This is a genomic window from Stenotrophomonas sp. SbOxS2, assembly GCF_013416715.1.
In the GTDB taxonomy this organism is placed as follows: domain Bacteria; phylum Pseudomonadota; class Gammaproteobacteria; order Xanthomonadales; family Xanthomonadaceae; genus Stenotrophomonas; species Stenotrophomonas lactitubi.
In genome coordinates this window covers 637,227-663,305 of record NZ_JAAVXD010000005.1, presented here as the reverse complement: position 1 = coordinate 663,305, position 26,079 = coordinate 637,227, and the positions used below count along the sequence as shown (strand labels likewise).

At 65.3% G+C, this 26,079-nt stretch carries 24 protein-coding genes; 10 read left to right on the top strand and 14 right to left on the bottom strand.

Translation table 11 applies throughout. The annotated features are described in order from the left end of the window. Window positions 1–41 precede the first annotated feature (41 nt). On the top strand, window positions 42–587 hold the full coding sequence (locus HFK18_RS12605) for a thioesterase family protein (RefSeq protein ID WP_100552923.1): 546 nt from the start codon (window positions 42–44) through the stop codon (window positions 585–587). A gap of 39 nt (window positions 588–626) precedes the next feature. Here HFK18_RS12605 and HFK18_RS12600 read toward each other — a convergent pair whose 3' ends face one another. Together HFK18_RS12600 and HFK18_RS12595 are read right to left on the bottom strand one after the other, a co-directional pair. Beyond that, complete coding sequence (locus HFK18_RS12600; protein WP_100552924.1) at window positions 627–899, bottom strand: hypothetical protein; 273 nt, start codon at window positions 897–899, stop codon at window positions 627–629. A 222-nt stretch (window positions 900–1,121) separates the two neighbouring features. Further along, entirely contained in the window at window positions 1,122–2,249 is a 1,128-nt protein-coding gene (locus HFK18_RS12595; RefSeq protein ID WP_180166490.1) for an agmatine deiminase family protein, read from the bottom strand. 144 nt (window positions 2,250–2,393) lie between these two features. Here HFK18_RS12595 and HFK18_RS12590 point away from each other — a divergent pair, with 144 nt between their 5' ends. Next, window positions 2,394–3,254, top strand: coding sequence for a LysR family transcriptional regulator (locus tag HFK18_RS12590; protein WP_180166489.1), 861 nt, complete (start codon window positions 2,394–2,396; stop codon window positions 3,252–3,254). A gap of 72 nt (window positions 3,255–3,326) precedes the next feature. On the opposite strand, the gene HFK18_RS12585 is transcribed toward HFK18_RS12590, so the two are convergent. Together HFK18_RS12585 and HFK18_RS12580 are read right to left on the bottom strand one after the other, a co-directional pair. After that, window positions 3,327–4,049: an SGNH/GDSL hydrolase family protein gene (locus HFK18_RS12585; RefSeq protein ID WP_257216229.1), complete on the bottom strand. Its 723-nt coding sequence runs from the start codon at window positions 4,047–4,049 to the stop codon at window positions 3,327–3,329. Window positions 4,050–4,167: 118 nt separating this feature from the next. Next, window positions 4,168–5,136 (bottom strand): DUF2268 domain-containing putative Zn-dependent protease, encoded by a 969-nt coding sequence (locus HFK18_RS12580; protein WP_180166487.1) that lies wholly within the window; start codon window positions 5,134–5,136, stop codon window positions 4,168–4,170. Window positions 5,137–5,276: 140 nt separating this feature from the next. On the opposite strand from HFK18_RS12580, the gene HFK18_RS12575 reads away from it, so the two are divergent. After that, entirely contained in the window at window positions 5,277–6,260 is a 984-nt protein-coding gene (locus HFK18_RS12575; protein WP_180166486.1) for a hypothetical protein, read from the top strand. A 13-nt stretch (window positions 6,261–6,273) separates the two neighbouring features. Here HFK18_RS12575 and HFK18_RS12570 read toward each other — a convergent pair whose 3' ends face one another. Both HFK18_RS12570 and HFK18_RS12565 read right to left on the bottom strand, forming a co-directional pair. Further along, window positions 6,274–6,597, bottom strand: a complete 324-nt coding sequence (locus tag HFK18_RS12570; RefSeq protein WP_180166485.1) for a hypothetical protein — start codon at window positions 6,595–6,597, stop codon at window positions 6,274–6,276. Window positions 6,598–6,752: 155 nt separating this feature from the next. Next, the gene (locus HFK18_RS12565; RefSeq protein ID WP_180166484.1) at window positions 6,753–9,215 is read right to left on the bottom strand and encodes a prolyl oligopeptidase family serine peptidase; all 2,463 of its coding nucleotides are present in this window, start codon (window positions 9,213–9,215) and stop codon (window positions 6,753–6,755) included. Here HFK18_RS12565 and HFK18_RS12560 point away from each other — a divergent pair. Further along, window positions 9,208–9,762, top strand: coding sequence for a hypothetical protein (locus tag HFK18_RS12560; RefSeq protein ID WP_180166483.1), 555 nt, complete (start codon window positions 9,208–9,210; stop codon window positions 9,760–9,762). The genes HFK18_RS12565 and HFK18_RS12560 overlap by 8 nt on opposite strands. 101 nt (window positions 9,763–9,863) lie before the next feature. Then, window positions 9,864–10,391 (top strand): hypothetical protein, encoded by a 528-nt coding sequence (locus HFK18_RS21825; protein WP_257216190.1) that lies wholly within the window; start codon window positions 9,864–9,866, stop codon window positions 10,389–10,391. 57 nt (window positions 10,392–10,448) lie between these two features. Here HFK18_RS21825 and HFK18_RS12550 read toward each other — a convergent pair whose 3' ends face one another. Beyond that, complete coding sequence (locus HFK18_RS12550) at window positions 10,449–10,784, bottom strand: hypothetical protein (protein WP_089236083.1); 336 nt, start codon at window positions 10,782–10,784, stop codon at window positions 10,449–10,451. Between the two features lie 728 nt (window positions 10,785–11,512). On the opposite strand from HFK18_RS12550, the gene HFK18_RS12545 reads away from it, so the two are divergent. From HFK18_RS12545 to HFK18_RS12530, 4 genes are all read left to right on the top strand, one after another. Further along, window positions 11,513–12,019: a hypothetical protein gene (locus HFK18_RS12545; RefSeq protein WP_257216189.1), complete on the top strand. Its 507-nt coding sequence runs from the start codon at window positions 11,513–11,515 to the stop codon at window positions 12,017–12,019. Window positions 12,020–12,032: 13 nt separating this feature from the next. Then, window positions 12,033–13,466 (top strand): XVIPCD domain-containing protein, encoded by a 1,434-nt coding sequence (locus HFK18_RS12540; protein WP_180166482.1) that lies wholly within the window; start codon window positions 12,033–12,035, stop codon window positions 13,464–13,466. A 64-nt stretch (window positions 13,467–13,530) separates the two neighbouring features. Next, window positions 13,531–14,307 (top strand): HipA family kinase, encoded by a 777-nt coding sequence (locus tag HFK18_RS12535; protein WP_180166481.1) that lies wholly within the window; start codon window positions 13,531–13,533, stop codon window positions 14,305–14,307. Further along, the gene (locus HFK18_RS12530) at window positions 14,285–14,677 is read left to right on the top strand and encodes a DUF3037 domain-containing protein (RefSeq protein ID WP_180166480.1); all 393 of its coding nucleotides are present in this window, start codon (window positions 14,285–14,287) and stop codon (window positions 14,675–14,677) included. The genes HFK18_RS12535 and HFK18_RS12530 overlap by 23 nt, the downstream gene beginning before the upstream one ends. Before the next feature lie 4 nt (window positions 14,678–14,681). On the opposite strand, the gene HFK18_RS12525 is transcribed toward HFK18_RS12530, so the two are convergent. From HFK18_RS12525 to HFK18_RS12515, 3 genes are read right to left on the bottom strand one after another with little or no spacing between them, the layout of a single operon-like run. Beyond that, window positions 14,682–15,065 carry an energy transducer TonB gene (locus HFK18_RS12525; protein WP_180166479.1) on the bottom strand — a complete coding sequence of 128 codons (384 nt, stop codon included), beginning with the start codon at window positions 15,063–15,065 and terminating at the stop codon, window positions 14,682–14,684. A gap of 47 nt (window positions 15,066–15,112) precedes the next feature. Continuing rightward, on the bottom strand, window positions 15,113–15,652 hold the full coding sequence (locus HFK18_RS12520) for a DUF4952 domain-containing protein (protein WP_343202958.1): 540 nt from the start codon (window positions 15,650–15,652) through the stop codon (window positions 15,113–15,115). Between the two features lie 7 nt (window positions 15,653–15,659). Further along, the gene (locus tag HFK18_RS12515) at window positions 15,660–16,568 is read right to left on the bottom strand and encodes a LysR family transcriptional regulator (RefSeq protein ID WP_180166478.1); all 909 of its coding nucleotides are present in this window, start codon (window positions 16,566–16,568) and stop codon (window positions 15,660–15,662) included. A gap of 121 nt (window positions 16,569–16,689) precedes the next feature. On the opposite strand from HFK18_RS12515, the gene HFK18_RS12510 reads away from it, so the two are divergent. Further along, the gene (locus HFK18_RS12510) at window positions 16,690–17,679 is read left to right on the top strand and encodes a zinc-dependent alcohol dehydrogenase family protein (RefSeq protein ID WP_180166477.1); all 990 of its coding nucleotides are present in this window, start codon (window positions 16,690–16,692) and stop codon (window positions 17,677–17,679) included. A 50-nt stretch (window positions 17,680–17,729) separates the two neighbouring features. Here the strand turns inward: HFK18_RS12510 and HFK18_RS12505 are convergent, their stop codons facing one another. From HFK18_RS12505 to gyrA, 4 genes are all read right to left on the bottom strand, one after another. Further along, window positions 17,730–19,361, bottom strand: a complete 1,632-nt coding sequence (locus HFK18_RS12505; protein WP_180166476.1) for a peptidoglycan-binding protein — start codon at window positions 19,359–19,361, stop codon at window positions 17,730–17,732. A gap of 47 nt (window positions 19,362–19,408) precedes the next feature. Further along, window positions 19,409–20,497, bottom strand: a complete 1,089-nt coding sequence (locus HFK18_RS12500; RefSeq protein ID WP_180166475.1) for a lysozyme inhibitor LprI family protein — start codon at window positions 20,495–20,497, stop codon at window positions 19,409–19,411. A gap of 123 nt (window positions 20,498–20,620) precedes the next feature. Further along, a complete protein-coding gene (locus HFK18_RS12495) occupies window positions 20,621–23,152 on the bottom strand; it encodes a membrane-bound PQQ-dependent dehydrogenase, glucose/quinate/shikimate family (RefSeq protein WP_180166474.1) in 2,532 nt (843 codons plus the stop codon). 130 nt (window positions 23,153–23,282) lie between these two features. Next, entirely contained in the window at window positions 23,283–25,997 is a 2,715-nt protein-coding gene (gene gyrA / locus HFK18_RS12490) for a DNA gyrase subunit A (protein WP_180166473.1), read from the bottom strand. Between the last annotated feature and the right edge of the window lie 82 nt (window positions 25,998–26,079).

Here is a 26,079-nt window from a genome sequence, read left to right as displayed (position 1 = left end):
TAGACTAGCGTATCAACCGTTCTATAACAGTCGTAATAACCATGAATCTCTGGTTCCGCCTGCTCCACCTGCTGCTGTGCAGCCTGTTCCGGCCCAAGCTGGACGCGCCATTCGGGGTCTCGCGCCTTTCGTTCCGGGTGCTGCCCAACGACCTGGACAGCAACCTGCACATGACCAACGGCCGCTACTGGAACATCTTCGACCTGGGCCGGCTGGACCTGATCCTGCGCATGGGGCTGGGCAAGGTGGCGCTGCGTGAGAAGTGGGCGCCGATCGTTGGCGCCGGCACCATCCAGTTCCGCCGCGAGCTGAAGCCGTTCCAGCGTTTCACCCTGGAAACGCGGCTGGTCGGCTGGGTCGGCACACGCGGCATCATGGAGCAGCGCGTACTGATCGGCCCGGAACAGAAAACAGCCACGCGTGCGCTGCTGATCACCGGCATCTATGACCGCCGCGCGCGACAGTTCGTCGGCATGCCGCAGATGATGGAATCGATCGGCGTGGTTGCTCCGCCTTCGCCGGCCCTGAGTGCGGCAGCCGAGGCACTGCTGGCTGCCGATGCTGCATTGAAGCGCGACGATGCATGAGCAACACGACCCGTAGCACACGCCGGCACGGTCAAGCGTTCAGCGGAGAACCTGTACCAATCCGACCACGCCAGCAGCCACACCTGCCAACATGATCGAATAGATCAGCCACACCGGGCCGCCCTGCGCGTAACCGTAGGTCACCAGCGCCTCACGGATCGGGCGACGTGACACCCAGGAAACCAGTACCAGCGCCAGCAGCGCAGAACCGCAGCTGATGCCCATACCCAGCAACAACGGACGCGAATCGGTATGGGGGTAGTGGCCCAACGGCCAGATCAGCAGGCTGCCAGCGATCCCAAGCAGGAACAACGCGTTCGCACTCCATACCGCAACACGATGCCTGCGCCGCAGATACGTCAGGCTGCGGCCGCGGTAGTGGCTTGGAAGCCGCTCAGCGGCTCGCCGCGCAATGACTGTGGCGATACTGCCACCGACCATGCCACTCCAGACCGCAGTATCCAGATCCATTTGTCACTAGGCATGCCACTGTTGCCACATCATGGCATGCCGTCGGCAATGCCGGTAAGGACCTTACCCGACGCGCGGCATGTTCTTGGTCACGCAGTGGATGCCGCCGCCACCGCCGGCGATCGCATCGATATCCACCTGCTCGATGGTGCGGCCGGGATACAGGTCTTCCAGCAGTTCACGGCAGTAACCATCCGCCTTCGCGTCACCAAACTGCGGCGCGATCACCGCACCGTTGATCGGCAGGTAATTGATGTAGCCCCGGGCCAGATCGTCATTGTCGCGGGTGTGCACATTGTCGCGCCCGCCCAGCGGCGGCGGCAGCGTATGCACCTGCAGCCTGCGACCGTCGGCATCGGTGGCGCCGCGCAGGATCTGCAGATGCTCGCGGGTCAGATCGTAATCGTAAGATTCCGAGTCGTTGTCCAGGTTGGCGATCACCACGCCGGGGCGCACGAAGCGGGCGTAGAAATCCACGTGCGCATCGGTGATGTCTTCGCCAGCGATGGCGGGCAACCAGATCACCTTGCGCAGGCCCAGGTGGTGCTTCAACTCCGCTTCGATATCCGCGCGTGACCAGCCCGGATTGCGGTTGCGGTTCACCCAGCAGCTTTCGGTCAGGATCGCGGTGCCGTGTCCATCAACTTCGATGCCACCGCCCTCGCCCACCAGATAGCTTTCCAGCAGCGTCGCGCCGGTCATCTGCGCCAGCCACGGTGCTACTGCACCGTCGTTGCGTGCACTCTGCTTGCCGCCCCAGCCATTGAAGTTGAAGTCGACCAGGCCCAGCCCGCCCTTGCCATCGGTAACGAAACAGCCGCCGTAGTCACGCACCCAGATGTCGTCCACCGGCACGTCGAGAAATTCGATGTTGTCACTGCCGCAGCGTTCCTGCGCCTGCCGGCGCTGTGCAGGACGGCACAACACGCTGACCGGCTGATGGCGGGCGATGGTGCGTGTCAGCCGGGCAACAGCATCGTTCACTGCATCGGCCTGCGCGCCCCATACCCGCGGCTGTGCAGCGAAGGCCAGGAAGACGCGTTCCTGCGGACCGTGCTCATCGGGCATCTGCCACCCGGCCGGTGCAGCGGCACGGGCGCGGGCGGGCATTCCGGTCAGACCCAACGCGGCCAGGCCGCCCAGGCCGGCGGTTGCGGCGAGTTGGGTGATGAAATGGCGTCGGGTAGACATGACAGGCTCCAGAGGCGGACCGTGAAGTCCAGCTGATCAATTCAAGCGCACCGACTGATGCGCGACAGATCCATGTTGCCCTTGCGGATGGACGAGAACAAACGATAGATTCAGCGACAATACGATCAGCCAGACTTATCAATCATGCTCAAGCATTGGCCCCCGTTGAATGCCCTGCGCGGCTTCGAGGCTGCCGCCCGGCTCAGCAGCTTCCATCGTGCGGCCGAGGAACTGCACCTGAGCCAGTCTGCCATCAGCCAGCAGATCCGCGGGCTGGAGGACTCCCTGGAACAGCCGCTGTTCTTCCGCCAGGGCCGCAGCGTGACGCTCACTGATGCGGGCATCGACCTGCTGGAAACCACGCAGTCGCTGCTGCGGCAGCTGGCCAGTGGCATCCGTCGGCTCGATCAGTATCGCAAGCCGAATCAACTGATCGTCAACACCAGCCCCGCCTTCGCGCGCCACTGGCTGGTACCGCGGCTGGGCGACTTCCGCCGCCAGCATCCACAGGCCGATCTGTGGTTGCTGACCAGCGAAGAGGCGCCGGACATGACCGCGCAGACGCTGGACATCAGCGTTCGCGATGATCTGCAGGCACAGGCGCATTGCGAGCATCGCGTGCTGCTGCAGGACCGGCTGTATCCGGCCTGCCACCCCAGCGTGCTGGCGCTACCTGTTGCCGAGCGCAGCACCCTGCACGGCGAGCGCGAAATGGACTGGAGCCAGTGGCAGGTGCAGGGCGGCGTGGATGTCGGCCAGCAACGCGAAGGCCTGAATTTCTCCGAGCCAGGACAACTGTTGGATGCCGCGTGCCAGGGCCTGGGCATCGCACTGGTCAGCGAACTGTTGGCCGCACCGGCGCGCGCGCAGGGCCTGCTGCAGCCGCTGGATGAGGCCTATGTGCGCGGACCGCGCTGGAGCTGGTTGCTGCACGAGGACAGCGCCCGCGATCCGCTGGTGATGCGGTTCTGTGGGTGGCTGCTGGCGGAACTGGCGATAGGGTAGTGCCGGCCGCTGGCCGGCAATCCGTTCGCCATGCAGATTGAGGTTGCCGGCCAGCGGCCGGCACTACCCATCTCAGCGCTTGGGCGCGTTCGCCTGCGCGCGCTTGATCGCCGCTTCGGCCAGCGGTGCCATCAGCGCATAGCCCTTCGCCGTCGGGTGCACGCCATCGGTTGCCAACTGCGCATCCAGTCCACCGGCACGATTGGCCATCGCTGCGTAGTAGTCGAGATAGACCAGGCCCCGTGCATCGGCATGGCGCTTCAGCGCAGCATTCAATGCACGCACCTTGGGCGCAGGCGTGATGCCCGGCATCCACGGGTACTCGCTGACCGGCAGCACCGACGCCAGCACCACCGCGATGCCATGCGCCTTCGCCAGGTCCAGCATGGCTTGCAGGTTGTCCTCGATCATCGCCTGCGTGGCCGGACCGGTGTTGCCCGCGATGTCATTGGTGCCGGCCAGAATCACCACCACGCTCGGGCGCAGCGCCAGCACATCCTGCGAAAAGCGCACCAGCATCTGCGCGGTGGTCTGCCCGCTGATGCCACGATTGATGTAGCCCTTGCCCGGGAAGAAGGTGCTGCTGCCGTCCGCGCCCCACCCTTCGGTGATCGAATCGCCGAAAAACACCACGCGTGGGTGGCCGCCCCGTGGCGCTGGCAGTGCGGCGTTGGCGGCGCGGTACTTCTGCAGTTGTGGCCAGTCGGACAGGCGCTGCTGCATGAAACGCACCTCGTCCGGCTGCACCTGCTCGACCGGCCTGGTCAGCAGCGGAGTGCTGGCTGCCTGCACCATCACGGGCGTGGCCAGCGAGGCAATGAGCAGACCGGCCGGTAGCCAAACCATCGAAACCATCCTGCGCATGAGCATCCTCCGCTGTCGACACGGGCAGTCTAGCGCGGCGTGCGAAGGGTCACTTTGCCGATGCAGCCGCCCTTGCTGCCACACCGGTCACCTTGGCCGGCATCCACATGCCCGGCGTCCAGCCACTGGCCTGCAGGATCGCCTTCGGGTTGTCCTGCTGGATCAGCGCACGCACAGCATCGCGCTTGTTGTCGGCCTGCAGGTAATACGCCTTGGCGATGCGATAGCCCACCCAGTAACCGAGGTCGTAGGGCTCCTGCGAACCCGGCGTGTAGTTGTAAAGCCAGGGCTTCAGATCGGTGCTGTCCATATCCAGCGCGAACGCGCTTTCGATATGCACTTCCCTGCCCCGCGTCCAGCCTGCATGCCGACCATTGCCGACGTCGCCGGAAATCAGCTCGGCGATGAACTCGGCGATACCTTCGCCCAACGACTCGCGCAGTACCGTCGCGCGCGGGTCACCCGCTTCGTACTCGCTCACGCCGGACTGCTGGATATGCACATACTCATGCGCGATCACGTGCACAAAGCGGTCCTGCGCATTGGCGTTCATGAAGTCGGCCGCGCACAGCGCTTCCAGGCCGATCACCACCCCGTCCGGGTACGTCATGCCTACTGGCTTGCCGCGCCCCACCACGATCGCCACGGGCGGGAACTTCGCCTGCGGGTAGATCGCCTGCAGATTGGCGAACACCTGCACCAGTCGCTGCCGCACCGCCGGTAACTCCGCCAGACAGGCCCGTCCATTGGCATACACCGCAGGCTCGCGCGCCATCGCCTCGGCCATGCGCTCGGCGGTCACTCGGCGCAGCTTCGCGAACTGGGCCAGGCTCGGCGTGCCCTGTGCCAGATACTGCCCCAACTGGGCCACGCTGGGCTTGCCACCGGCCGCCTCGTACAGCGCGTAGAAGCGGGTGGCGTCGGAGGTCAGGATTTCAGGTCCCGGCACCGCCGCCTGGGTGGTGCCGGCCACCCCGCCGAGGGCCAGGGCTAGCAGGCAACGCAACGACACGAACATGGCTCCGTCCTTGGTGGAGTGCACGCGAAGCGCGCAATCTATCACCGTGGCGGCGCATGCGCTGCCGTATCGTGCAACGCCCTCCCCTGCTGTGCCAGACTCGCGGCGACCGGCTGCCATGGACGCAAGGGGAAGACAGGATGATGATCGTTCCAGCGTACTGGGCCGAAGCCCGCCTGCAGGACAGGTACAAGGGCCGGCCGGTGGTGGTTCGCCGGTTTGGCTGGTCCGACGACGACCAGGATGCCGCACAGGCCCACGCCGATGCGCGTGCACGCGAAGCGCTCGATGACATCCTCAGCGGCCAGTCCGTGCCGCGTCGCGAGCGACGGACCAACTACGGTGTCGAAGGCATCCCGATCCGCGAGCAGATCGTGCAGCGCAGGGATGATGTCATTGTCACCCGCAACAGCTATGGCGCGCTGTGCCTGAACACCCCCGACGTGCTGTTTGCCGACATCGACCACGTGCCCACTCCGTCGGGCTGCGCTTTGCCGCTGCTCGGTGCACTCGGGCTGCTGGCAGCCGGTGCGCTGATCGGCGGCGCCCTGGGCAACTTCAACATCGGCCTGGCGGCCGGCGGCATCGCGATGGTGGTGGTCAACCAGATCCTGTCGGGACGGCGCAAGCGACGACTGGCCCGGTCCGGCGGCGTCGAAGGCCTCGCGCTGCAGCGCGTACAGGCGTTCGTCGAACACCATCCCGACTGGCATCTGCGTGCCTACCGCACCCCGGCCGGGCTGCGCGTGCTGGCAATGCATGCCACGTTCGAACCACAGGATGCGCAGGTGCATGCCTTCTTCAAGGCACTGGGCACCGACACGTTGTATGCACGCATGTGCACGCTGCAGCATTGCTTCCGTGCACGGCTGACACCGAAACCGTGGCGGCTTGGCATCATCGCCCGCATCCGTCCGCCGGTGGCCGCCTGGTCGGCCGAGCAGGCCAGCAACCCCGACCGCCTGGCCTGGATTGCCGAATACGAAAGGGAAAGTGCCGGTTTCGCCGCATGCGCCTATGTGCGCAGCTTCGGCGATGAGCGACGTGTGGACGCCAAGGCCGAACGCGTGCGCGACCTGCACGATCGGATGTCGCGCGCACTGGATAACCTGCCGCTGGGATGAGCGCGCGTCGCGCTCAGCGGCCGCCCTGCACGAAGGGCTGACCCGCCAGCGTGGTTCCCACCTGCAGAGCGACCTGCTGCCCATCCTTGGCGAAGGTGCTGCTGCAGTTGTTGCCGCCCTTCTGGCAGCCCACTTCCGGGAAACCCTCCAGTGCTTCAGGCGCATCGCGTGGCGGGCTCGCCTGCCATCCTGCGGCATCAAGCAGGCGCTTGGCCTTGGTATAGGGCATGCCGGGGGTGATGCCCAACGCTGCCAGCTCAGCCGGCAGCGGCTGGGCGAATGCAGCGCACGGGACAACGGACATCGACAGCGATACGGCGAGGATGAAGGCCTTCATGGAGCGAACCCGTAGCGGACATCAGATGCGCAGCGTACCGCAGCTTTGTGGCCGGTCCATGCCTGCATCACAGATGGTTACGCAACACCCACAGGGGGATACCTGGAGACGACGCCTGAAACAGAAAGGCCGCCCCGGAGGGCGGCCTTGCCGGATTACTTCGCGTTCTTCACGTAAGTGTCGAACCAGTTGAGCATTTCATAGACCAGCTGCTCGTTCGACTCCAGCGCGGTGTACCAATGCGGCTCGTTCGGCAGCATCACCAGGCGGGTGGTGCCGCCATTGCCACGGATCGCCTGGTACAGCTTGCGCGACTGGAACGGCTCGGTGCCCGGGTTGGCATCGTCCTCGCCATGGACCAGCAGCAGCGGCAACTTGATCTTGTCGGCGTAGAAGAACGGCGAGGCCTTCAGGTACACATCCTGCGCCTGCCACACCGAGCGGCGCTCGTTCTGGAAGCCGAACGGGGTGAAGGTCTTGTTGTACGAACCACTGGTCGCCACGCCGGCCTTGAACAGGTTGGTGTGGGCGATCAGGTTGGCAGTCATCAGGCCACCATGGCTGTGGCCGGTCACGCCGATGCGGTTGCGATCGACCACGCCCAGTTCCACCGCCTTGTCCACCGCCGCCTTGGCGTCGGCTTCCAGCTGTTCCAGATAGGTGTCGTAGGCATTCTTCGGGTCACCCACGATCGGGAACGAGGCGTTGTCGATGATCGCGTAGCCGGCCAGCAGCATCAGGCGGTACGGCTGCAGACGGGTGAAGGTCTGCTGCGAACCGGACACCTGCCCGGCCTGCGCGGCATTGGCGAAGTCGGCCGGGTACGCATACAGGATCGCCGGTACGCGCTGGCCTTCCTTGTAGCCCGGCGGCGTGTACAGGGTGAACGACAGGTCCACGCCATCGGCGCGCTTGTAGGTCACCAGGCGTTTCTGGATCTGCCGCACTTCCGGGGTCGGGTCGACCAGCTTGGTCAACGCGGCGGGCTTGGACTCGAACTGCGCTTCGCCGGCCTTGGCATCGGCGATGCGCTCACCGAGCAGACGCACGAACGCGTTCGGCGGGTCCATCACCGACTGGTGCCAGGTGACCAGATGGCCCGGCGTGGCACTGAAACCGATGACCTGCTCATACGCATCGGCAGCGCTGCGGAACAGGCGTTCGCTCTTCAGCGTACCCAGGTTGAGCGCATCCAGGAACGGACGGTCGCCCTGCGGCGACGCGCCCTGCCCGCGCAGGAAGACGGTGTTGCCCTCCTGGCGCACCACCGGCGCACCGCTCGGCAGGCGCTTGAACACCAGGTTGCCCGGGTTGCCGTACAGCTCATCGCTGGACATGTCCCACAGCAGGCGACCTTCCTTCTTCGGCTGGTCCACATCGACGATGCGGGCCTGCATCCAGTGGCGGTTCTCGTCGTTCTCGAACTGGAACGACACGGCCGGGTCGGCCGACCACGCAAAGCCCTCGAAACGCTGCGCGGTGCGGGCGATTTCCACCGGCTTGCCGGTGAACGGCGCCTTCAGCATCAGCACGCGATCGCGATGCGGCACGCTTACCTTCCAGTCGCCCTTGTCCAGCGCTTCGGCATAGACCAGGGTGGCCGGGTCGGTGGAGCGCCAGTCGTAACCGCGCGGGCCTTCCGGCACCCCGTGTACCGGCACGCGATCGGCCAGCGGCAGGCTGGCCAGCACCGTGTTGCGGCCATTGCCGAGGTCCAGCACGGCCACATCGTTGGCGAAGCGCTGGTAGGTCACGGCATGCGAGAACGGCGCCTTCAGGGTTTCGGTCAGCACATGCACGCCATCGGGTGCGGCGTTGACGTCGTTGTACAGCGCAGGCTGGCCAACTGGGCGCACGCTGCCGGCAGCGGCATCGACCACCGCCAGCTGCGAGGCACCGTAATAGGCGAACAGCTTTTCATCGTGCACGCTGGTCAGCGTGTCGCGCGCTTCATAGGTGCTGCTCTCGCCACTGCTGCCCAGCGATTCCTGCGCGTCCGGACCGGTGGGCGTGCCGCCGTTGGACGGCGCCGGCCCCTGATTGGCCGGCACCAGCTTCACCAGCAGACTCTGGCCGCCACCCAGCCACTGCACGGTGCTGCCGAAAATGGGATTCAGCTGCACGTTCGGCACCTGCTTCACCTGGCCGGTGGCGGCGTCGCCCACCCACAGCTGCACGCTGGTATCGACCGCATTCTGGAAGGCGAAACGGCTGCCATCGGCCGACCACTGTGCGGCCCCTGCGCAGCCCTGCGGCAGGTTGACCTTGGTGCTCTTGCCGCTGGCGATCTCGACCAGGGTGAAGTCGGCCACACAGGCCGGAATGCCATAGCCGCCGGGGGTGTCGTGGCGGCTGCGGTTCTTCGGTTCCAGGCGCACGCCGGCCAGCTTCAGGTACGGCTGGGCCACGCGGGTAATGGACGGATAGGTCTGCGCGGTGGTCAGCAGCAGGCGCTGCCCGCTGGGGTCGATGTTCGGTGCCGGCGGCGGCGGCGCCTTGAGTACCTTGAGCAGGTGTTCCGGCGGCTTGGCGTAGTCGGCGAAGGCCGGGCCGGCGGCCAGCAGGCCGAGTGTGGCAACGGCAACGGCCGCCGCCAGAGAGGTACGACGGATGAGCATCCTCAATCCCCTGGGGTATGGATGGGAGCCCGAAAACGGGCAAGGTCCCGAATCTAGCACCGCAGGGGTTGTCGTGAATGGGCCGGAAGGACTAGTGGCCGGATGGGGCAAAGCCCGGCCTGAAGCGCATCCCCCCGCTTGCCAACGGCCGATCGCAGGGGGAGCAAGCCTTTCGAGCCAACGCTTCCAGCGCATTTCGGCTCTGTCCGCGGCTATTGCCGTTCGAGTCAACCATGGCATGTGGGTCTGCGCGGCGCCTAAAATTGGAAGAGCCGGCGGGCACAAGAACGAATGGATCCACCAGTCCAAGTACTACCGCACTGATCGGGTTCGGGCAACGCTCAACTGTAGCCTCACACCAAACAACTTCACCTTGACACTGGAAATCAACAAGGACGGTCATACCGTGCTGAAAGAGATCATTCTGGAATCGCTCCCGGACGAAATCATTTTTGCCCATCAACTGGGCAGCCTTGAGCGGAGCGAGGACACTATCATTGTCCGCCAGAAGGGTGGGGCGAACCTCTATCGCTCTACGAGCATATGACTTCCTCAAGTCCGGACACAAGGTCGATAGGGACTATCAGATGGAAGACTGGGCAACATGTCGTCCTTCAGCTGAGGGACGACCTGTTCACAATTGCGCAGATGCGCAACCGACCTGTGATGCGCTTTTTCGATATCTACTCAAATGAAGACTCTTGGGATTCCCCTGACCTGAGCCAATATCGCCCATTGTTCCAAGCTTTCGTCGGCAAGGTAGTTCAGCAACGACTTGTGACGCGCAAGATAACCATAGGCACACCTTGTCCGACCGAGCTTCCTCACTACTGGATTCGCCCCTATACCTCCTTGGACGGGCAGTACTTCAAGGGCGGCCCTGACCGCCTCTTCTTTGGCGGACGTCTAATCGACCTTGGAGCCGGGAATGACATTTGTGTCACCCAAGCTCCTGTAGTCAAACAAGGCTTGTCCATTGAAGAAGACCGAGAAGCAATCGAACGCTATGAGCTGACCAACATGTGGGGAAACCATGACCTGCAGGACAGGCTCATCCGGCACTTCACAAGTGGCGTAAATCGTGATGATCTCAAGTTTGAAGTCTTCCCCGACCTTTGGCTAGATCGGCGGGACTTGAGTCCACTTACACGACGGCTGCCGGAGCCGCTCCGCTAGCTCCGGCGTCATACGTCTTCGCGCGGTCGACCAACAATTGCCAGGCATGGCCTGGCACTACTGCCGCGCGTGCAGCTCCCAGGTGGACAGATAATCAGGATCGATCACCGTCACGCCACTGGACCGCAACTGGTACTCACCCGGCGCGGCCGGCAGGTACTGGTCCAGCATCGGCGGCAGGTAGCGCTCATGCCCGTCATCGCCATCGGCCAGCACCAGCCCTTCTTCGGCACTGACCCTCAGCACGGTACCGGCAAACTGCTCCAGCCCCTGCACCTGGCCATCGCCACCAAAACGGGTAACGCCCACCAGTACCAGCTTGCCAATCATCTGCTCGGCCTTGGCATCATCCAGATCCAGGGGCGGCAGGGCTCCTCTCGATTCGTTGCTCATCGTGCACCTCGGAAGCCTGCGTGGACATCGTGGACGAGATGCGCGCCCAGTGCTGCGAACGAAACAGCGTCGTGGGGCGACTCGCATGCATGTAGTGGCTCTGCGCACTGCGGGATGCAGAGCCAACCATCGGTGCTCAACTCACGGAAGAATTCTGTCTGAGGCTGCATGAACCGCAGCAGCGGTTTCAGCATGTTCGCCGACAACAGCACATTCTACCTGGGCGACAGGCCGGTTGCTGATGCGGTAGGTGTACGCGTGAACAGGACTGTGCATCGCGGGCCTCCTTGCCGGGGGAGTGGCCTCGCAGGACCACATTCAACGCTGCGCAAATGTGCCGGAAACGAGCTGGCGGGTATCGATCGCGGGAAAGCGACAGGGACACCTGCAACTCAGGGTCACGCCTGCGCTTGATCGTCTACACGGTTGGATGCTGCCACCGCTCAGGGAATGGCGAAGTGAAGAAGTTCCGTAGCGTCCCGTGCCGGGCAACTTCCCTTGCGGCCCGTGCCTGAGCCGAACGCGCCCTGCCCCGATTCCAGCAATCGTCATTTCCATTTAACCTGTGATTCACTTGGCCCACTTTAGGGTCAGCGCTCAACATGCAGGGAACGCTTATGTTTGGGTACGCATTCACACGGCCGTGGGCAATCGCCCTATGTTCGGCCTCGCTCTGCGCCTGCACACACGCGACTGATCGTTCGTCGACTTCTCAAGGACCCGTTACCATGGCATCGACCGCCTCCGACGCCGCAACGCCTTCTGCACTCAGCGCAGACCAACTGCTGTTGCGCCTGCTGGATCTGATCAAGGACATCACCTCCACCCGTGAACTGACCCTTGAACGGGTATCGCAGGCCATGCAGGCGCCCGCGCAGCGTTTCGGCCCGGGACATTTCGGCTATGGCGGCACGCTGACGCCGGAATGGAGCTACGGCCTCGAGATCAAGAAGGCTGGCGCCGCCGATGCGCGTCTCGATCTCAATTTCATCGACACCACCGCCGACCGCAAAGCCAACGCAGCGGCGATCTGCCAGGTCGACTTCGACCAGTTCGCCTCGGGTCTGCAGGCCGCGGGCTTCAAGCGCGACACCATCCGCGGCGAGCACGGCCGGGTCATCCATGACCGTTTCGATCGCCCGGATCTGACCATCAAGGTCGACACGATGGCTGAGGATGCAACCCCGTCTGGCAAGCCGGCGCATGCCTGCGTCCGCCTTGTGACCGTGCAGTAAGGAGCACCGCACCATGCCTACGCTTTCAGCGGATACGGAACGCCTGCTGACCGAATTTGCAGGAAAACCCGATGTAACGGCCGATCAGGTCGACAACCTTCGCAAGGCCATTGCCAATTCTCCGGCGCTGGCAACCCAGGTCGACTTGGCCATCACCGCCGGTCATCTGCAGCGCTTCGAGCTGTTGCCCGCCGACAGCAATGTGGGCGGCGAGTACGTCAGCGGCGCAAAGGCCATCCGCCTGCCGGCATCCAGTCTGTCCACGCTGGCAGCCCCGGACAAACACGATGCTGCAGAGCTGACGTTCGTCCTGGGCCATGAGATCCAGCATGGGCTCAATGATGCAGCGACCGAACGGGCCTACGAGCAGTTTGAATCCGATATTGCAGACATTGCCGCGCGCGATTCGACCCACGACTACACCCAGGCCATCGGCACCCTGCTCGCAGCCAACCGGCGCGACGAGGCATCGGCGAACATCGAGGGCTGGAATGCACTGGTCGGCATGGTCAAGACCGCCAATCCGGACGCCACGCTGGAGGATGTATACAACGCAAGTACCCGTGCAAACGAGTTCGTGCGCGTGCAGCCCGGGCCGCCGATGACCTACGCCGCGCATCCGGACCTGACGCTCAACGCAGACCTGAGCATGACCGCCACCGCTGCCAATATCGAGGGCATGGGCAAGCACTACTACGACGAAGGCGTGTCGTCCGGGCTGGGGCCCAACGGCAATTCTGACTACCAGAATTTCTACGCTGCCTCTGCCATCAGCCGCGCCTGCGAGGAAGAGGCCAAGAATCCGGCACCCGATGGCATCAGCAGGATGTCGGTGAACATGGCACAGCTGGGCCTGCAGGAAAGCCTGCTGGAACAGAACGGGCTGTATCTGGGCAAGGGCACGCCGCCACGACAGCCCTACTTCGATACCAGCACCTCGCCGTCCACGCTGCATTATTTCGACCACACCGAGGGCACCTACGCCCACGTGCCCATCACCGCGCAGGCGACCGCCACTCCCTCGGTCGAGGCCCACGCTGCGCCGCTGGCGGGCGGCAACGACCGTGCCCTGCACGACCAGATCCGCGGCAAGGTGGCAGAACTGGATGCCGCCAATGGCCGCAGCTTCGACGCCTCCAGTGAACGCCTGAGCGCAAGCCTGCTGGTGCTGGCCCGCGAGAACGGCCTGGACCGCGTGGATCATGTGGTGCTCAGCCGGCAGGCCGGCGACGTCGCTGCGGCACAGAACGTGTTCGTAGTGAAGGGTGCGCTGGATGATCCTGCGTCGCTGCGTGCGTCGGCAGCTACCGCTGAAGCCGCCCAGCGGCCGGTGCAGGAAAGCCTGGAAAGCCTCGCCATCGTCAACCAGCGCCAGGCTGACCACACCTCGCAGGAACAGACACGCCAGCAGGTGCAGGAACAGCAGCGCAGCGCACTGTCGCATTGAGGTCAGGGACGGCGCCGGGCATCGCCCGGCGCAACCCGCGCATGGGCCACGCTAGAATGCGTGCATGCGTACCGTCCATGCCCTTCGCTACATCACCCCCTTGCGGGAAGGTGGCTCACTGCCTGCCGTGGTCGAGACCGACGACGACGGCATGGCCGTACTCAAGTTCCGTGGTGCCGGCCAAGGGCCAAAGGCGCTGATCGCCGAGTTGATCGCGGGCGAGATGGCGCGCGCGGTGGGTCTGCCGATTCCGGAGATCCTGTTCGTCGAGCTGGACAGCGAGTTCGCCCGCACCGAGCCCGACCCGGAGATCCAGGACCTGATCCGCGCCAGCGAAGGCCTGAACCTGGGCCTGGATTATCTGCCCGGCGCGATCAACTACGACCCGGCGGCAATGCCGGTGGACGCTGACCTGGCCTCGCGCATCGTCTGGTTCGATGCGTTCACCAGCAACGTCGACCGCACCACGCGCAATCCGAACCTGATGGTGTGGCATCGCAAGCTGTATCTGATCGACCACGGCGCGGCGATGTACTTCCATCACGACTGGGCCAACGCCGGCGATGCCTGCGAGAAGCCCTTCGTGCTGATCCGCGACCACGTGCTGCTGTCGTTCGCCAGCCGCATCGCCGAGGTCGATGCCGAACTGGCCGCGCGCCTGCCGGATGCGGAAATCGAACGCATCGTCGGCCTGGTGCCGGACAGCTGGCTGGTCGATGAGCCGGCCTTCGAGAGCCCCCAGGCCTACCGGCAGGGCTACATCAACTACCTGAAGCATCGCCTGAAGGTGCGTGCGGTGTTCGTGCAGGAGGCCATCCGTGCCCACGCTGCACACGTATGACTATGCCGTCATCCGCGTGGTACCGCGGGTGGAACGCGAGGAGTTCATCAACGTCGGCGTGATCGTGTCCTGCCCGGGCGCACGTCACCTGGAAGCGGCGATCGAGATCGACGCCGCACGCCTGCTGGCCTTCGCGCCGACGCTGGATATTGAAGCGCTGCAGCCGTGGCTGGATGCCATCGTGGCGATCTGCCGGGGCGATGCGGGCGCCGGCCCGATTGCGCAGCTGCCCGCGCGCGCGCGCTTCCATTTCCTGACCGCCAAGCGCAGCTCGGTGGTGCAGATGTCCAGCACACATGTGGGCCGCACGGCGGACCCGGCGGGCGTGGTCGAACACCTGATGGCGAAGATGGTGCGGGTGCCGACCTAGCGCGCTACTTGCCGCCGCCCCAGCGTGCGGTCATTTCGCTGCGGATCGGCGTGCGTTCGGTGTTGCTGTCCGTGGCGGTGAAGCGCATCGCCTTGACCGCGTTCAACGCCCAGCCGCTGAAGGCCGTCGACGGCTTGGCATCCACCACCTTTACGTCATACGTGCGGCCGTGCTTGTTGACCGAATAGGCCACGGTCACTTCCTCTGCAAACTGCACACGCCCGGGATCGGCATTCAGTCGTGGGCGGAAGGTGCCTTCCACCGGCTTCCAGTATGTCAGCGCTTCGGCCTGCTGCAGCTGCAGCGGCTCGGGAGACGCGGCGATGGCCATCGGACTCATCGCCAGGGTGAGCGCGAGGGCAGCAGCGCGGAGCAGCATGGGAGGCATGGTTGTCATTCCTTGTACGCCAGTGGTCGGTGCTCAAGCGTACGCCATCACGGGCTTTTCCGGTTCACCGCAACGGTCACCGCGAAGTAGGGAATCGCGCTCCACTGCCCGCGCGGATGATGCAGCGATTCCACGCCCATGCCGATCTGGTAGTTCACGCTGCCCGGCTGCTGGCGCCAGAAATAAGGCGCACCGTTGCTCCAGCCACAGCAGACGTACGTCAATGACGGCATGCCGAAGGTCTGCTGCAGGTAGGCTTCAACACCCGCCGCCGATGCGCCGCTGACGCGATACCGCGCTTCCATTGGCTGGAGGTAGGAAGCGTCGTCCTGGGTGCAACCGACGTATTCCAGCTCGGCGGGTTTTCGGCCCATCGCCTGCAGGAAATCCTGGCAGACGGTATCGGGCCGGGCCAGGCCTTCGGCGCGGCCGTGCAACTCCCACTCCGCGATCGCAGCGGCGGGCGTCTGTGCGCTGGCAGTGACGACGCTGCCAATCAGCAAAAGATGCAACAGGGTGATGGCAGATCCTCTGCAGGCGTGGCGAGACGTCATCGTAAACGAGCGACGCCACCACCCGCTGCGCACGCTTCGATCAACGCTCACGTGCCATGCTCTGTTCGGTGAAGCGCGCCATGCAGAACTCCAGGAAGCTGCGCAGCTTCGGCGTCACCTGTCGATGGCGGGGATACAGCAGGTTGATCGAGGTGGACACGGGCACGAATCGAGGCAGCACCTCCACCAGGTCGCCGCTGGCCAGAGCGGCGGACATCATCTCGAATGGCTGCAGGATCAGTCCCAGCCCACCGACTGCAGCGGTCAGCAGCGGCTCGGCCTGGTTGACCATGAAGCGACTGGAGACCGGCACGGTCAACACGCCGCCCTGCGGGTCATGGAAGCTCCACCGCGTACGGATCACCGAGTGGGCGAAGCCCAGGCATTCGTGCCGGCTCAGGTCCTGCGGGTGGAGGATCGGTGGCCGTGCGGCCAGATAGCCGGGGGCAGCGCACAGGGCCAGCGGGTACGGCCCCAGACGGCGCGCGACCAGGCCGCTGTCGGCGAGATCACCGGTGCGGAACACCAGGTCGTAGCCGTCTTCAACCACGTTGACCAGGCTGTTGGACAGGTTCAGATCCACCTGCACGTCGGGATACTGCTGCATGTAGGCCACCACCGCCGGCCCCAGCGCGTGCACGCCGAAGGTGACCGGCGCACCGATCCGCAGCCGGCCCATCGGTCGACCGCGCGCGATTTCGGCCAACTGCTCGGCACTCTCCACTTCCTCCAGGATGACCCGGGCGCGGGCCAGGTACGCCTGCCCGAAGTCGGTCAGGCTCTGCTTGCGCGTGGTGCGGTTGAGCAGGCGCACGCCCAGATGCTGCTCCAGCGTCTGCACATGCTTGCCGACCAGTTGCGGCGACAGGTCCAGTGCCTCGGCAGCGGCGGCGAACGAGCCAACCTCGGCCACCTTGGCGAAGCTGCGCAGGGGTACGATCAGGTCCATTGCAAACTATTGTTTTCCAATGAAACGCCAGATTACCCCTTCTATCGTTCGCCGGCCACGCGCACAGTAGCGCTCTGTTCCCCTGCCCGGCCACCGGCCGGCGTTCCCTTTGGAGACCCCCATGACCCAGGTTGTCCGCATCCACGCCTATGGCGACGCCGATGTGCTGCGCGTTGACGATATCGACGTACCCGCTCCTGCCGCCGATGAGATCCAGATCCGGGTCAAGGCCATCGGCCTGAACCGCGCCGAGGTGATGTTCCGCAGCGGTGCCTATCTGCAGCAGGCGGAGTTCCCGAGCCGCCTGGGCTATGAAGCGGCGGGTCTGGTTGAGGCCGTAGGCAGCGCGGTGACCGGCTTCGCTGCCGGCGATGCTGTCAGCGTCGTGCCGCCGCTGGATATCGCCCGCTGGGGCACCTATGGCGAGCTGGCCAACGTGCCGGCGCGACTGGTGGTGAAGCATCCGCCGTCGCTGGGCTTCGAGCAGGCCGCTGCGGTGTGGATGCAGTACGTCACCGCCTGGGGCGCGCTGCTGGAGCAGGCCAAGCTGGGTGCCGGTGATTTCGTCATCATCACTGCAGCGTCAAGCAGCGTTGGCCTGGCCGCCATCCAGATCGCCAATGCGGTGGGCGCAACGCCGATTGCGGTGACCCGTGGCCCGGGCAAGCGCCAGGCGCTGCTCGATGCCGGCGCCGCTCATGTCATCGCCACCCAGGAGCAGGACCTGGTAGCCGAAGTTGCCCGCATCACCGCAGGCGCTGGCGCACGCGTGGTATTCGATCCCATCGGCGGCCCGCAGTTCGTACCGCTCACCGAGGCGATGGCACGCGGCGGCATCCTGCTGGAGTATGGCGCGCTGAGCAGCGAGCCGACGCCGTTCCCGCTGTTCAACGTATTGGGCAAATCGCTGACGCTGAAGGGCTACCTGTACTCGGAAATCGTGTCCGATGACGCGGCGCTGGCGCGTGCGAAGGCGTTCATCGTCGATGGCCTGGACAAGGGCGTGCTGGCGCCGCTGATCGCCAAGGTGTTTACGTTCGCACAGATCCAGGACGCGCACCGTTACCTGGAATCGAACGAGCAGATCGGCAAGGTGGTGGTGACGCTGTAACACCCTGACGGCAGCGACGGACCCACCACGGGCACGTCGCTGCCGCCGTCTCAAGCCAGTGACGGCCCGCGGTTCTCGTGCTGGCGGCTGTCGAGGGCGAGTTGCTGCTCGCGCTGCCGGTTGTCACCGGCCAGATCGCTCACCATGTCGTCCATCGAACGTGCGGGCTGCGCCGTATCCACACTGGCGCGTTCACCGGGAATCATCCCGGCGACCCACAGGCGATCTCCGGCCATCATTACCCGGTCGACGCGCCCGGCGTCGTCGATGCCATTGCGCTTGGACTCCAGCACGGCCTGCATGACGTGCTCATCGCCAATGGCTCCGGGCACTCCCTGGCGGATGCGCTCGAACAGCGCTGCGTCCTTGGCTGACAGCGACTCCACCCCACTGCGCTGCTGCAGCTGTTCCTGTTCGGCGGGGCCAGCGACCGGTGGATTCGCCGCAGCCTGCTGCCGCGCTTGTACCTGCTCCGGCTGGAACTCCGCCCGCGTATAGGGCGGACGCTGCGGCGGCCAGTTCTCCGCGCGGTCGAATTCGGTGGTGGGGGCAAACTCCCGCGCCACCGCTGCGTCGTTCAACTGCCGGCGCGCATCTTCATCAATGGTGTTGCCCGGGCGCAGGGGCAGGCCGTAGTCCTGCTGGAAGTCGCGCATGGCCGCCTGCATACCGGCATCAAACGTGCGCGCATCGCGCTCGGCACGTGGGTTCGGTTCGGCAAGGTACCCCAGCGCCTCCAGCTGGCGGCGCATCTCGAACACCGGCTCGCCCTTCTCACCTGGGCGCAGGTTACCGTCGGCCAGTGGCCCGGTCAGGTCGGTCACCGTCCGGCGCTTGAAGTCCGGATCGACCGCCAGCGTGTCGGTGCGCATGCGCTCCAGCAATGCATCGTCGATGCGGCCATTGGCCGGATTGATGCCCCGTTCGGTCTGGAAGCGGCGCACGGCCTGCTCGGTGGATGAACCGAAGTCACCGTCGGGCTTGATCGCGGCATTGGCGTTGTTGCGGATGTCCAGCCGCTGCAGGTACTGCTGTGCTTCCAGCACCTGCTGGTTGGCGTCACCACGGTGCAGGTCCATCGCACCAGCGGGCCCCTGATGGATCGGCACCGGCATCTGGAAGCCCGGCTGCTGCACGCGCTGGACCAGGCCGGCGACCTGCGCTTCCCATCCGGTGGCGAGCGTGGCGATGGTGTCTGGATGGGGGCTGCCGTTGTTCAGCTCACCGCCATTGACCGAGGCCCTCGCCTGCCGGTAGTCGACATGGTTGGCGTTGACGTTGTCGGACAGCCGCGCGCCGAACGTGCCATCGCGCATCCCCACCACCAGCACCTTGGTGGCGATTTCCGCTTCGGCCGCCCGCTGCGGATGCTCGACCAGTTCGCGGCCCATTCCCAGCGCCTCGCCCAGCCGCTCGTAGTTGTTGACGTGGGTCAGGTGGGCAAAGCCCCGGCCGAAATACTCTTCACCGCCGAAGTAGCGCAGATCCACCGCCTGCTTCCTGCCCCAGTCTTCCTCGGGCGCGGCGAAATCGCGCGATTCGTGCTGCGCTGTGGCCAGCACATAGGCAATCTGCCGGTGGTCGGTAATGCCATTGTCGATGCAGGTACGGACGATCATCTCGACCGACTGGTCCCGGGTCAGGCCGAAGCCTGACCCACCCTTTCCATAGCCTTCGCTCATCCTTCAGCTCTCCAGTTCCGGTACGCATCCGTTCGTCGGGGGAAGACCTACTTCAGCAGGTCCGATTCGGTAGGGGCCTCGCCCTTGCAGGTGTCATAGCGGCGCATCAGCAGCGTGCGTAGCTCGGTTCCGCGCAGCTGGATGACCTTGTCCTCCCGCTCGCACGGGCTGACCTTGCCGCGCAGGATGAACCGTCCGTTGTCGATATGGTCGATGTCACGTCTGCCGATGGCGTCTTCCAATGCCCTGGCACGCACGTAGCGGTTGCCCTTGGCATCGAACAGGTAGAACGCGTGGACGGGAACGTTGTAGACACCGTTGTTGTCCTGCCACACCTGCAGATCTGGCAAGCCATCGCCGTTGAAGTCAGAAGCCGTCAGCAGCACGGCGGCCGCAGCATGGGCATTGGCACCGGCGCGGGTCAGGCGTGGCTGCACGCCCGTGACTGCAACCTTTCGGCCGCCACGGGTCACGCCCATGCTCCGCACCTGGCAGGTTGTCACGTTGCCGGTGCCGCTGCAGTCGGCCACCTGGAAGACCACCTGCAACGCAGGCGTGATCCTGCCCTCGCCGGGCTGCAGGACGATCCTGCCCTGCCTATCAGGCGCGGCATCCGCGGTGTGGGGGGCGACCTGGCGGGGTGCGGGGGCGACCTTTGCTTCAGCGACCAGCGCCGCCGCACCTCCATCCTGCAGCTGGCGGGCACGCAGCAGGGTCATGTGCGTACGGCACTGCTGTGCATCCAGTTGGGCAGCGGCATTGCCGCCCTCTGGGCAACGGCTGTCGCGCTGGCGCAGCCATTGCCGCTGCAGATCGCGAAGTAGCTGCTGATCACCGGCTGCCATCGTGGAGCGCGCCGCGCTGTAGGCGACGTTGAGCGCATCGTCGTGCACCTTGAATTCAGCATCGACACAGCGACGGCGAACGTCCGCCACCGTGCCTGCGCTCGCCATGCACGGCGCATAGGCGGGGCTCAGGAAGCGCGCATCGCCGGCGATCAGTTCGGCGCCGCTGGGCAGCTTGCGTACGGCGGGCGGGGGCGAGGCCTGCGCGGTTGCCCACAGGCAAGGGCCAAGCAGAAGCAGCCCAGCCAGCAATCGAGTGGCACGCCCCGGCAGGCGTTCAGAGTTCAGCATGCGTTTCCTTCCTTGGGGGCTTTGGCCAACCCCGTCCTGTTCTGATGATGGATCGTGCACGCTCACCCACGCAACTTCGGCAACGGCGGTCACCTCCCACCAGCCGCCCACGGATCGCCGACGCTATTCCGGCAACGCATACGCCATCACATAATCCCCCGCCGGCGTCTCCATGAAATGATGCCCGCCGGCCATGAGCACCACGTACTGCCGCCCGCCCTGCTCATACACCATCGGGTTGGCCTGGCCGCCCGCCGGCAGCCTGGTATGCCAAAGCTCCTTGCCGGTCTTCAGGTCGATGGCTCGCAGCAGGTCGTCGGTCGCTGCGGCGATGAAGATCAGGCCGCTGGCGGTCACCACCGAACCACCATTGTTCGGCGTGCCGATTTCAATGGGCAGGCCGGAGCGGATGCCGAACGGGCCGTTGCCGCGCGCGCTGCCGAACGGCCGGTCCCACAGCAGCTTGCCGCTGCGCAGGTCGATCGCACGGATGCCACCATACGGTGGCTGCTTGCACAGCAGGCCGGTGAACGGCAGCCGCCAACCGGCATTGACGTCGATGCCATAGGGCGTCCCCACCTGCGGATCCCCTGCCCCTTCGGCACCGCCCCTATCAGCGCGGATCTGCTCGCGTGGCAGCCAGCCCTTGCGATCAGCCTCGGCACGCGGCACCAGCCGGTTGTAGTTGGGCATGTCGTTGTAGTTGGCCACGATCACGCCGCGTCGCGTATCGATGGCCACGCTGCCCCAGTCCGAACCACCGTTGTAGCCGGGGTATTCGATGGAATGGTGATCGCTGCTCGGCGGCGTGTAGAACCCCTCGTAATGCGCCTTGCGGAACTGGATGCGGCAGACCAGCTGGTCGATGGGGGTGATGCCCCACATGTCGCGCTCGGTCAGCGCATCGTCGCGCCGCAGCGTGTGGTACAGCGAGAACAGCTGGGTGGCGGCACGCTGCTCGGGCTCTACACCGCCCTGCGGCACCTTGCGCTCTTCGGCCGGAGTCAGCAGCTGGCCGTTGCGACGGTCGAGGATGTACATGTCGCCCTGCTTGGTGGGCAGCAGGATTGCCGGCACCTTGCCGGATGCTGTCGGGTAGTCGATCAGGCTGGCCTGCGAACCCAGGTCGTAATCCCAGACGTCCTTGCGCACCGCCTGGAAATGCCAGACCGGCTTGCCGGTGGCTACATCGATGGCGACCAGCGAGGTCGCGTACCTGTTCTGGTTTTCCGTGCGCGAGCCACTCCAGTAGTCGCCCGCGGCATTGCCCATCGGCAGGTACACCAGGCCCAGTGCTTCATCACCGGTCGCGGTGGTCCACATGTTCGGTGTGCCACGCGTATAGGTCTGCTCACGCGGTGGCAAACCGCTGCGCTCGGGCTGGTCCATGTCCCACGCCCAGCGCAGCTTGCCGCTGATCGCATCGTAGGCCTGGATGACGCCGGAAGGCGCGTCGCGGCGCTGGCCGTCCAGTACCTGGTGGCCGGTGACGATGACACCGCGGACGATCGCGGGCGGCGATGTGATCGAGACGTAACCCGGTGGCACCTCGCCCATGCCCAGCGTGATGTCGACCTGGCCGTTGTTGCCAAAATTCGCACAGGGGCGACCGCTGTCGGCGTCCACCGCGATCAGGCGGCCGTCCAGCGTGCCTTCGATGATGCGTGCGCTGCACGCTGCGCGGCTGCCGGGCGCCGCGCTCCGGCTGGTACGGGTCGGCGGTGGTGCGGGCAGCGCCAGATCGGCGGCGACGTCAGCCAACGCGGCATCGGCGAGGGTCGGTGCGCTGGGCTGTTCGTAATAGGACACGCCACGGCAGGCGGCCGTGTACGGGATCGAGGCATCCTTCACCTTTGGATCGAACCGCCATAGTTCCTTGCCGCTGCCGGCATCGAGGGCGATCAGTTGATTGCGTGCGGTGCACAGGTACACCCGATCACCGATCTTCAGTGGCGTGGTTTCCGCACCCCAGCGCTTCTTGGGCAGGTCGCCGGTGCGGAACTGCCACGCCAGTTGCAGGGTGCCTACATTTTCAGGGGTGATCTGCTGCAGCGGCGAATAGCGGGTGGCAGCATTGCTGCGCCCCCACGCTGGCCAGTCGCCCTCCGCCGGCTGGTCGGCCGGCTGCAGACCGGTGGTATCACGGGTCGGATCGAGCCCGGCGCTGACCGCCGGCTCCGGGAACGGCTGGTGCCCGTCGACCAGGCCATGGGGGGCGAACGCGAGGCCGAAGGCGGCCACGAACACCAGCATCAGCACGGCGGCCACACTGCGCGACAGGCGCTTGGGTACCGGCGCCTGCAGGGTCGGCGCCAGCAATGCCAGGACGATGCCGAGGGCGATCACCAGGCCCAGCCGTGGCACCCAGCGCCAGTAATCGCTGCCCGATTCCCACCAGGTCCACAGCAGGCTGCCGAGGAAGACCAGTGCATACAGCAGCGCACCGCTGCGGCGATTGCCCCACAACAGAATGCCGCACACCAGCAGGCCGAGGCCGGCGATGGCGTAGTACCAGGAGCCCCCGAGGCTGGCCAGCCAGCCACCGAGCCCGCCGATGATCAGGCCGAGCACGATCAGCAACAAGGCCAGGACGGTGATCAGCGGGTGGCGCGAGGTGGGCGTTGCGGCGGAAGCGGACTGCGGCGTGGCGGACATCGACGCTCTCCGGGGGCAGCATGCGCCCTTATGCCACCGTCACCGTGAAGTGCGTGCGTATTTTGGACGGCAGACACGACGACGCCGGCACAAGGCCGGCGTCGTCGGGTACCTCAGCATCGCGGCAGGATCACTCCTGCGCGGCGTCCTCGCTGCTGGCAGCAGCCGGTGCGCCGTCGGTCGCGGCCGGGGTGGCGGCGGCCACCTCGTCCTCGTCCTCGTCGATCGAGGCATCCATGCGCTCCACCGCCTGCAGCTTCTCGTCCTTGGACAGGCGGATCAGGGTCACGCCCTGGGTGTTGCGGCCGACGCGGCTGATTTCCGAGCCACGCGTACGCACCAGGGTGCCGCCGTCGGAGATCAGCAGGACTTCATCGTCGGTACCCATCAGCACCGCGGCAACCAGCTTGCCATTGCGCTCGGTGGTCTGGATGCCGATCACGCCCTGCGTGCCACGACCCTTGCGCGGGTAGTCCGGCAGCGGGGTGCGCTTGCCGTAGCCGTTTTCGGTGGCGGTGAGGATGTACCGCAGGTTGGCATCGTCGGCACCTTCGATCACCGTCTCGCCGGTGGCGATGGCTTCCTCGACACCGTTGTCGTCCTCGTTCTCATCCTCGGTGCCGCCAGCACTCTCTGCCACGATCAGGCTGACCACTTCCTCGCCGGCCGGCATCTTGATGCCGCGCACGCCGGTAGCGGTACGGCCCATCGAGCGGACCTTGTCTTCGCCGAAGCGCACGGTCTTGCCGTTGGAGGCGAACAGCAGGATGTCACGCTCGCCATCGGTCAGGCCGACGCCGACCAGGGCATCGCCCTCGTCGAGGTTGATCGCGATCTTGCCGCGGGCCAGACGGAAAGCAAACTCGCCCAGCGGGGTCTTCTTGACCGTACCGTTCTTGGTGGCGAAGAACACGAACTGGCCATCGGCGTACTCGCGCACCGGCAGCACGGCCTGCACGCGTTCGCCCGGCTCCAGCGGGATCCAGTTGATGATCGGACGACCGCGGGCGTTGGAACCGGCTTCGGGCAGCTGGTACACCGGCAGCCAGAACACCTTGCCCGAACTGGTGAAGGTCAACAGCGTGTCGTGCGTGTTGACCAGCCACAGCTGTTCGATGAAATCCTCTTCCTTGGTCGACGCCGCGCTGCGGCCACGGCCGCCACGGCGCTGCGCGCGGTACACGCTCACCGGTTGGCGCTTCACGTAGCCGGCGTGGGAGACGGTGACCACCACGTCTTCCGGGGCGATCAGGTCAAGGATGTCCAGATCTTCTTCGCTGTGGCGGATCTCGGTACGGCGCTCGTCACCGAACTCGGCACGCACGTTGATCAACTCTTCGCGGATCACCTGCAGCAGGCGGTCGGGATCTTCCAGGATGTGGATCAGCCCGGCGATCACTTCCAGCAGCTGCTTGTATTCCTCGGTCAGGCGGTCCTGCTCCAGCCCGGTCAGGCGGTGCAGGCGCATTTCCAGGATCTGGGTCGCCTGGATCTCGGTCAGCTGGTAGCCGCCTTCGATCAGGCCCACACCCTTGGGCAGGTCATCGGGACGCGAGGCTTCGGCACCGGCGGCGCCGAGCATCGAACCAACCAGACCCGGCTCCCACAGGCGCGCAAGCATGCGCTCGCGTGCCTCGGTGGGGTTCGGCGAGGTCTTGATCAGTTCGATCATCTCGTCGATGTTGGCCAGCGCAACGGTCAGGCCTTCCAGCACGTGGGCACGGGCGCGCGCCTTGCGCAGCTCGAACACGGTGCGGCGGGTGACCACTTCGCGACGGTGGCGGACGAAGGCCTCCAGCATCTGCTTGAGGTTCATCAACTGCGGGCGGCCGTCGACCAGCGCCACCATGTTGATGCCGAACACCGACTCCATCTGGGTCTGCTGGTAGAGGTTGTTGAGCACAACCTCGGCCGACTCGCCGCGCTTGATTTCGATGTAGATGCGCATGCCGTCCTTGTCGGACTCATCGCGCAGCTCGCTGATGCCTTCGATCTTCTTTTCCTTGACCAGCTCGGCGATCTTCTCGATCAGACGCGCCTTGTTCACCTGGTAAGGAATTTCAGTGACGATGATCGATTCGCGGCCGTTGTCGGCCACTTCGACATCGGCCTTGGCACGGATGCGCACGCGGCCACGGCCGGTGCGGTAGCCGGCGATGATGCCGGCGGTGCCGTTGATGATGCCTGCGGTCGGGAAATCCGGGCCCGGGATGAACTCCATCAGGCCGTCGATATCGATTTCCGGATTGTCGATCAGCGCGATGCAGGCATTGATCGATTCGGTGAGGTTGTGCGGCGGAATGTTGGTCGCCATGCCCACCGCGATACCGGCCGAACCATTGACCAGCAGGTTCGGGAACCGGGTCGGCATGACCGTCGGCTCCAGTTCCTTTTCGTCGTAGTTGGGCTGGAAATCGACGGTTTCCTTGTCGATGTCCGCCATCAGCTCATGCGCGAGCCGCGACATGCGCGCCTCGGTGTATCGCATCGCCGCGGCGGAGTCGCCGTCGACCGAACCGAAGTTACCCTGGCCATCGACCAGCATGTAACGCAGCGAGAACGGCTGTGCCAGACGCACCAGCGTGTCGTACACCGACTGATCGCCATGCGGGTGGTACTTACCGATGACGTCACCGACGATACGTGCCGACTTGAAGTAGGGCTTGTTGCTGTGCGCGTTGAGTTCATTCATCGCAAACAGCACACGACGATGCACCGGCTTGAGGCCATCGCGCGCATCTGGCAGCGCGCGCCCCACGATCACGCTCATGGCGTAATCGAGGTAGCTCTTGCGCATCTCGTCTTCCAGGTTGACCTGGATGATTTCCTTGGCGGTTTCTGCCATTCGGGTTCCGTTGTCTGGTAGCGGTCCAGTCCGGCGCATCCACCCGGGGGCGGTCGTGCCGGAACCTCGATTCAACCGCTGG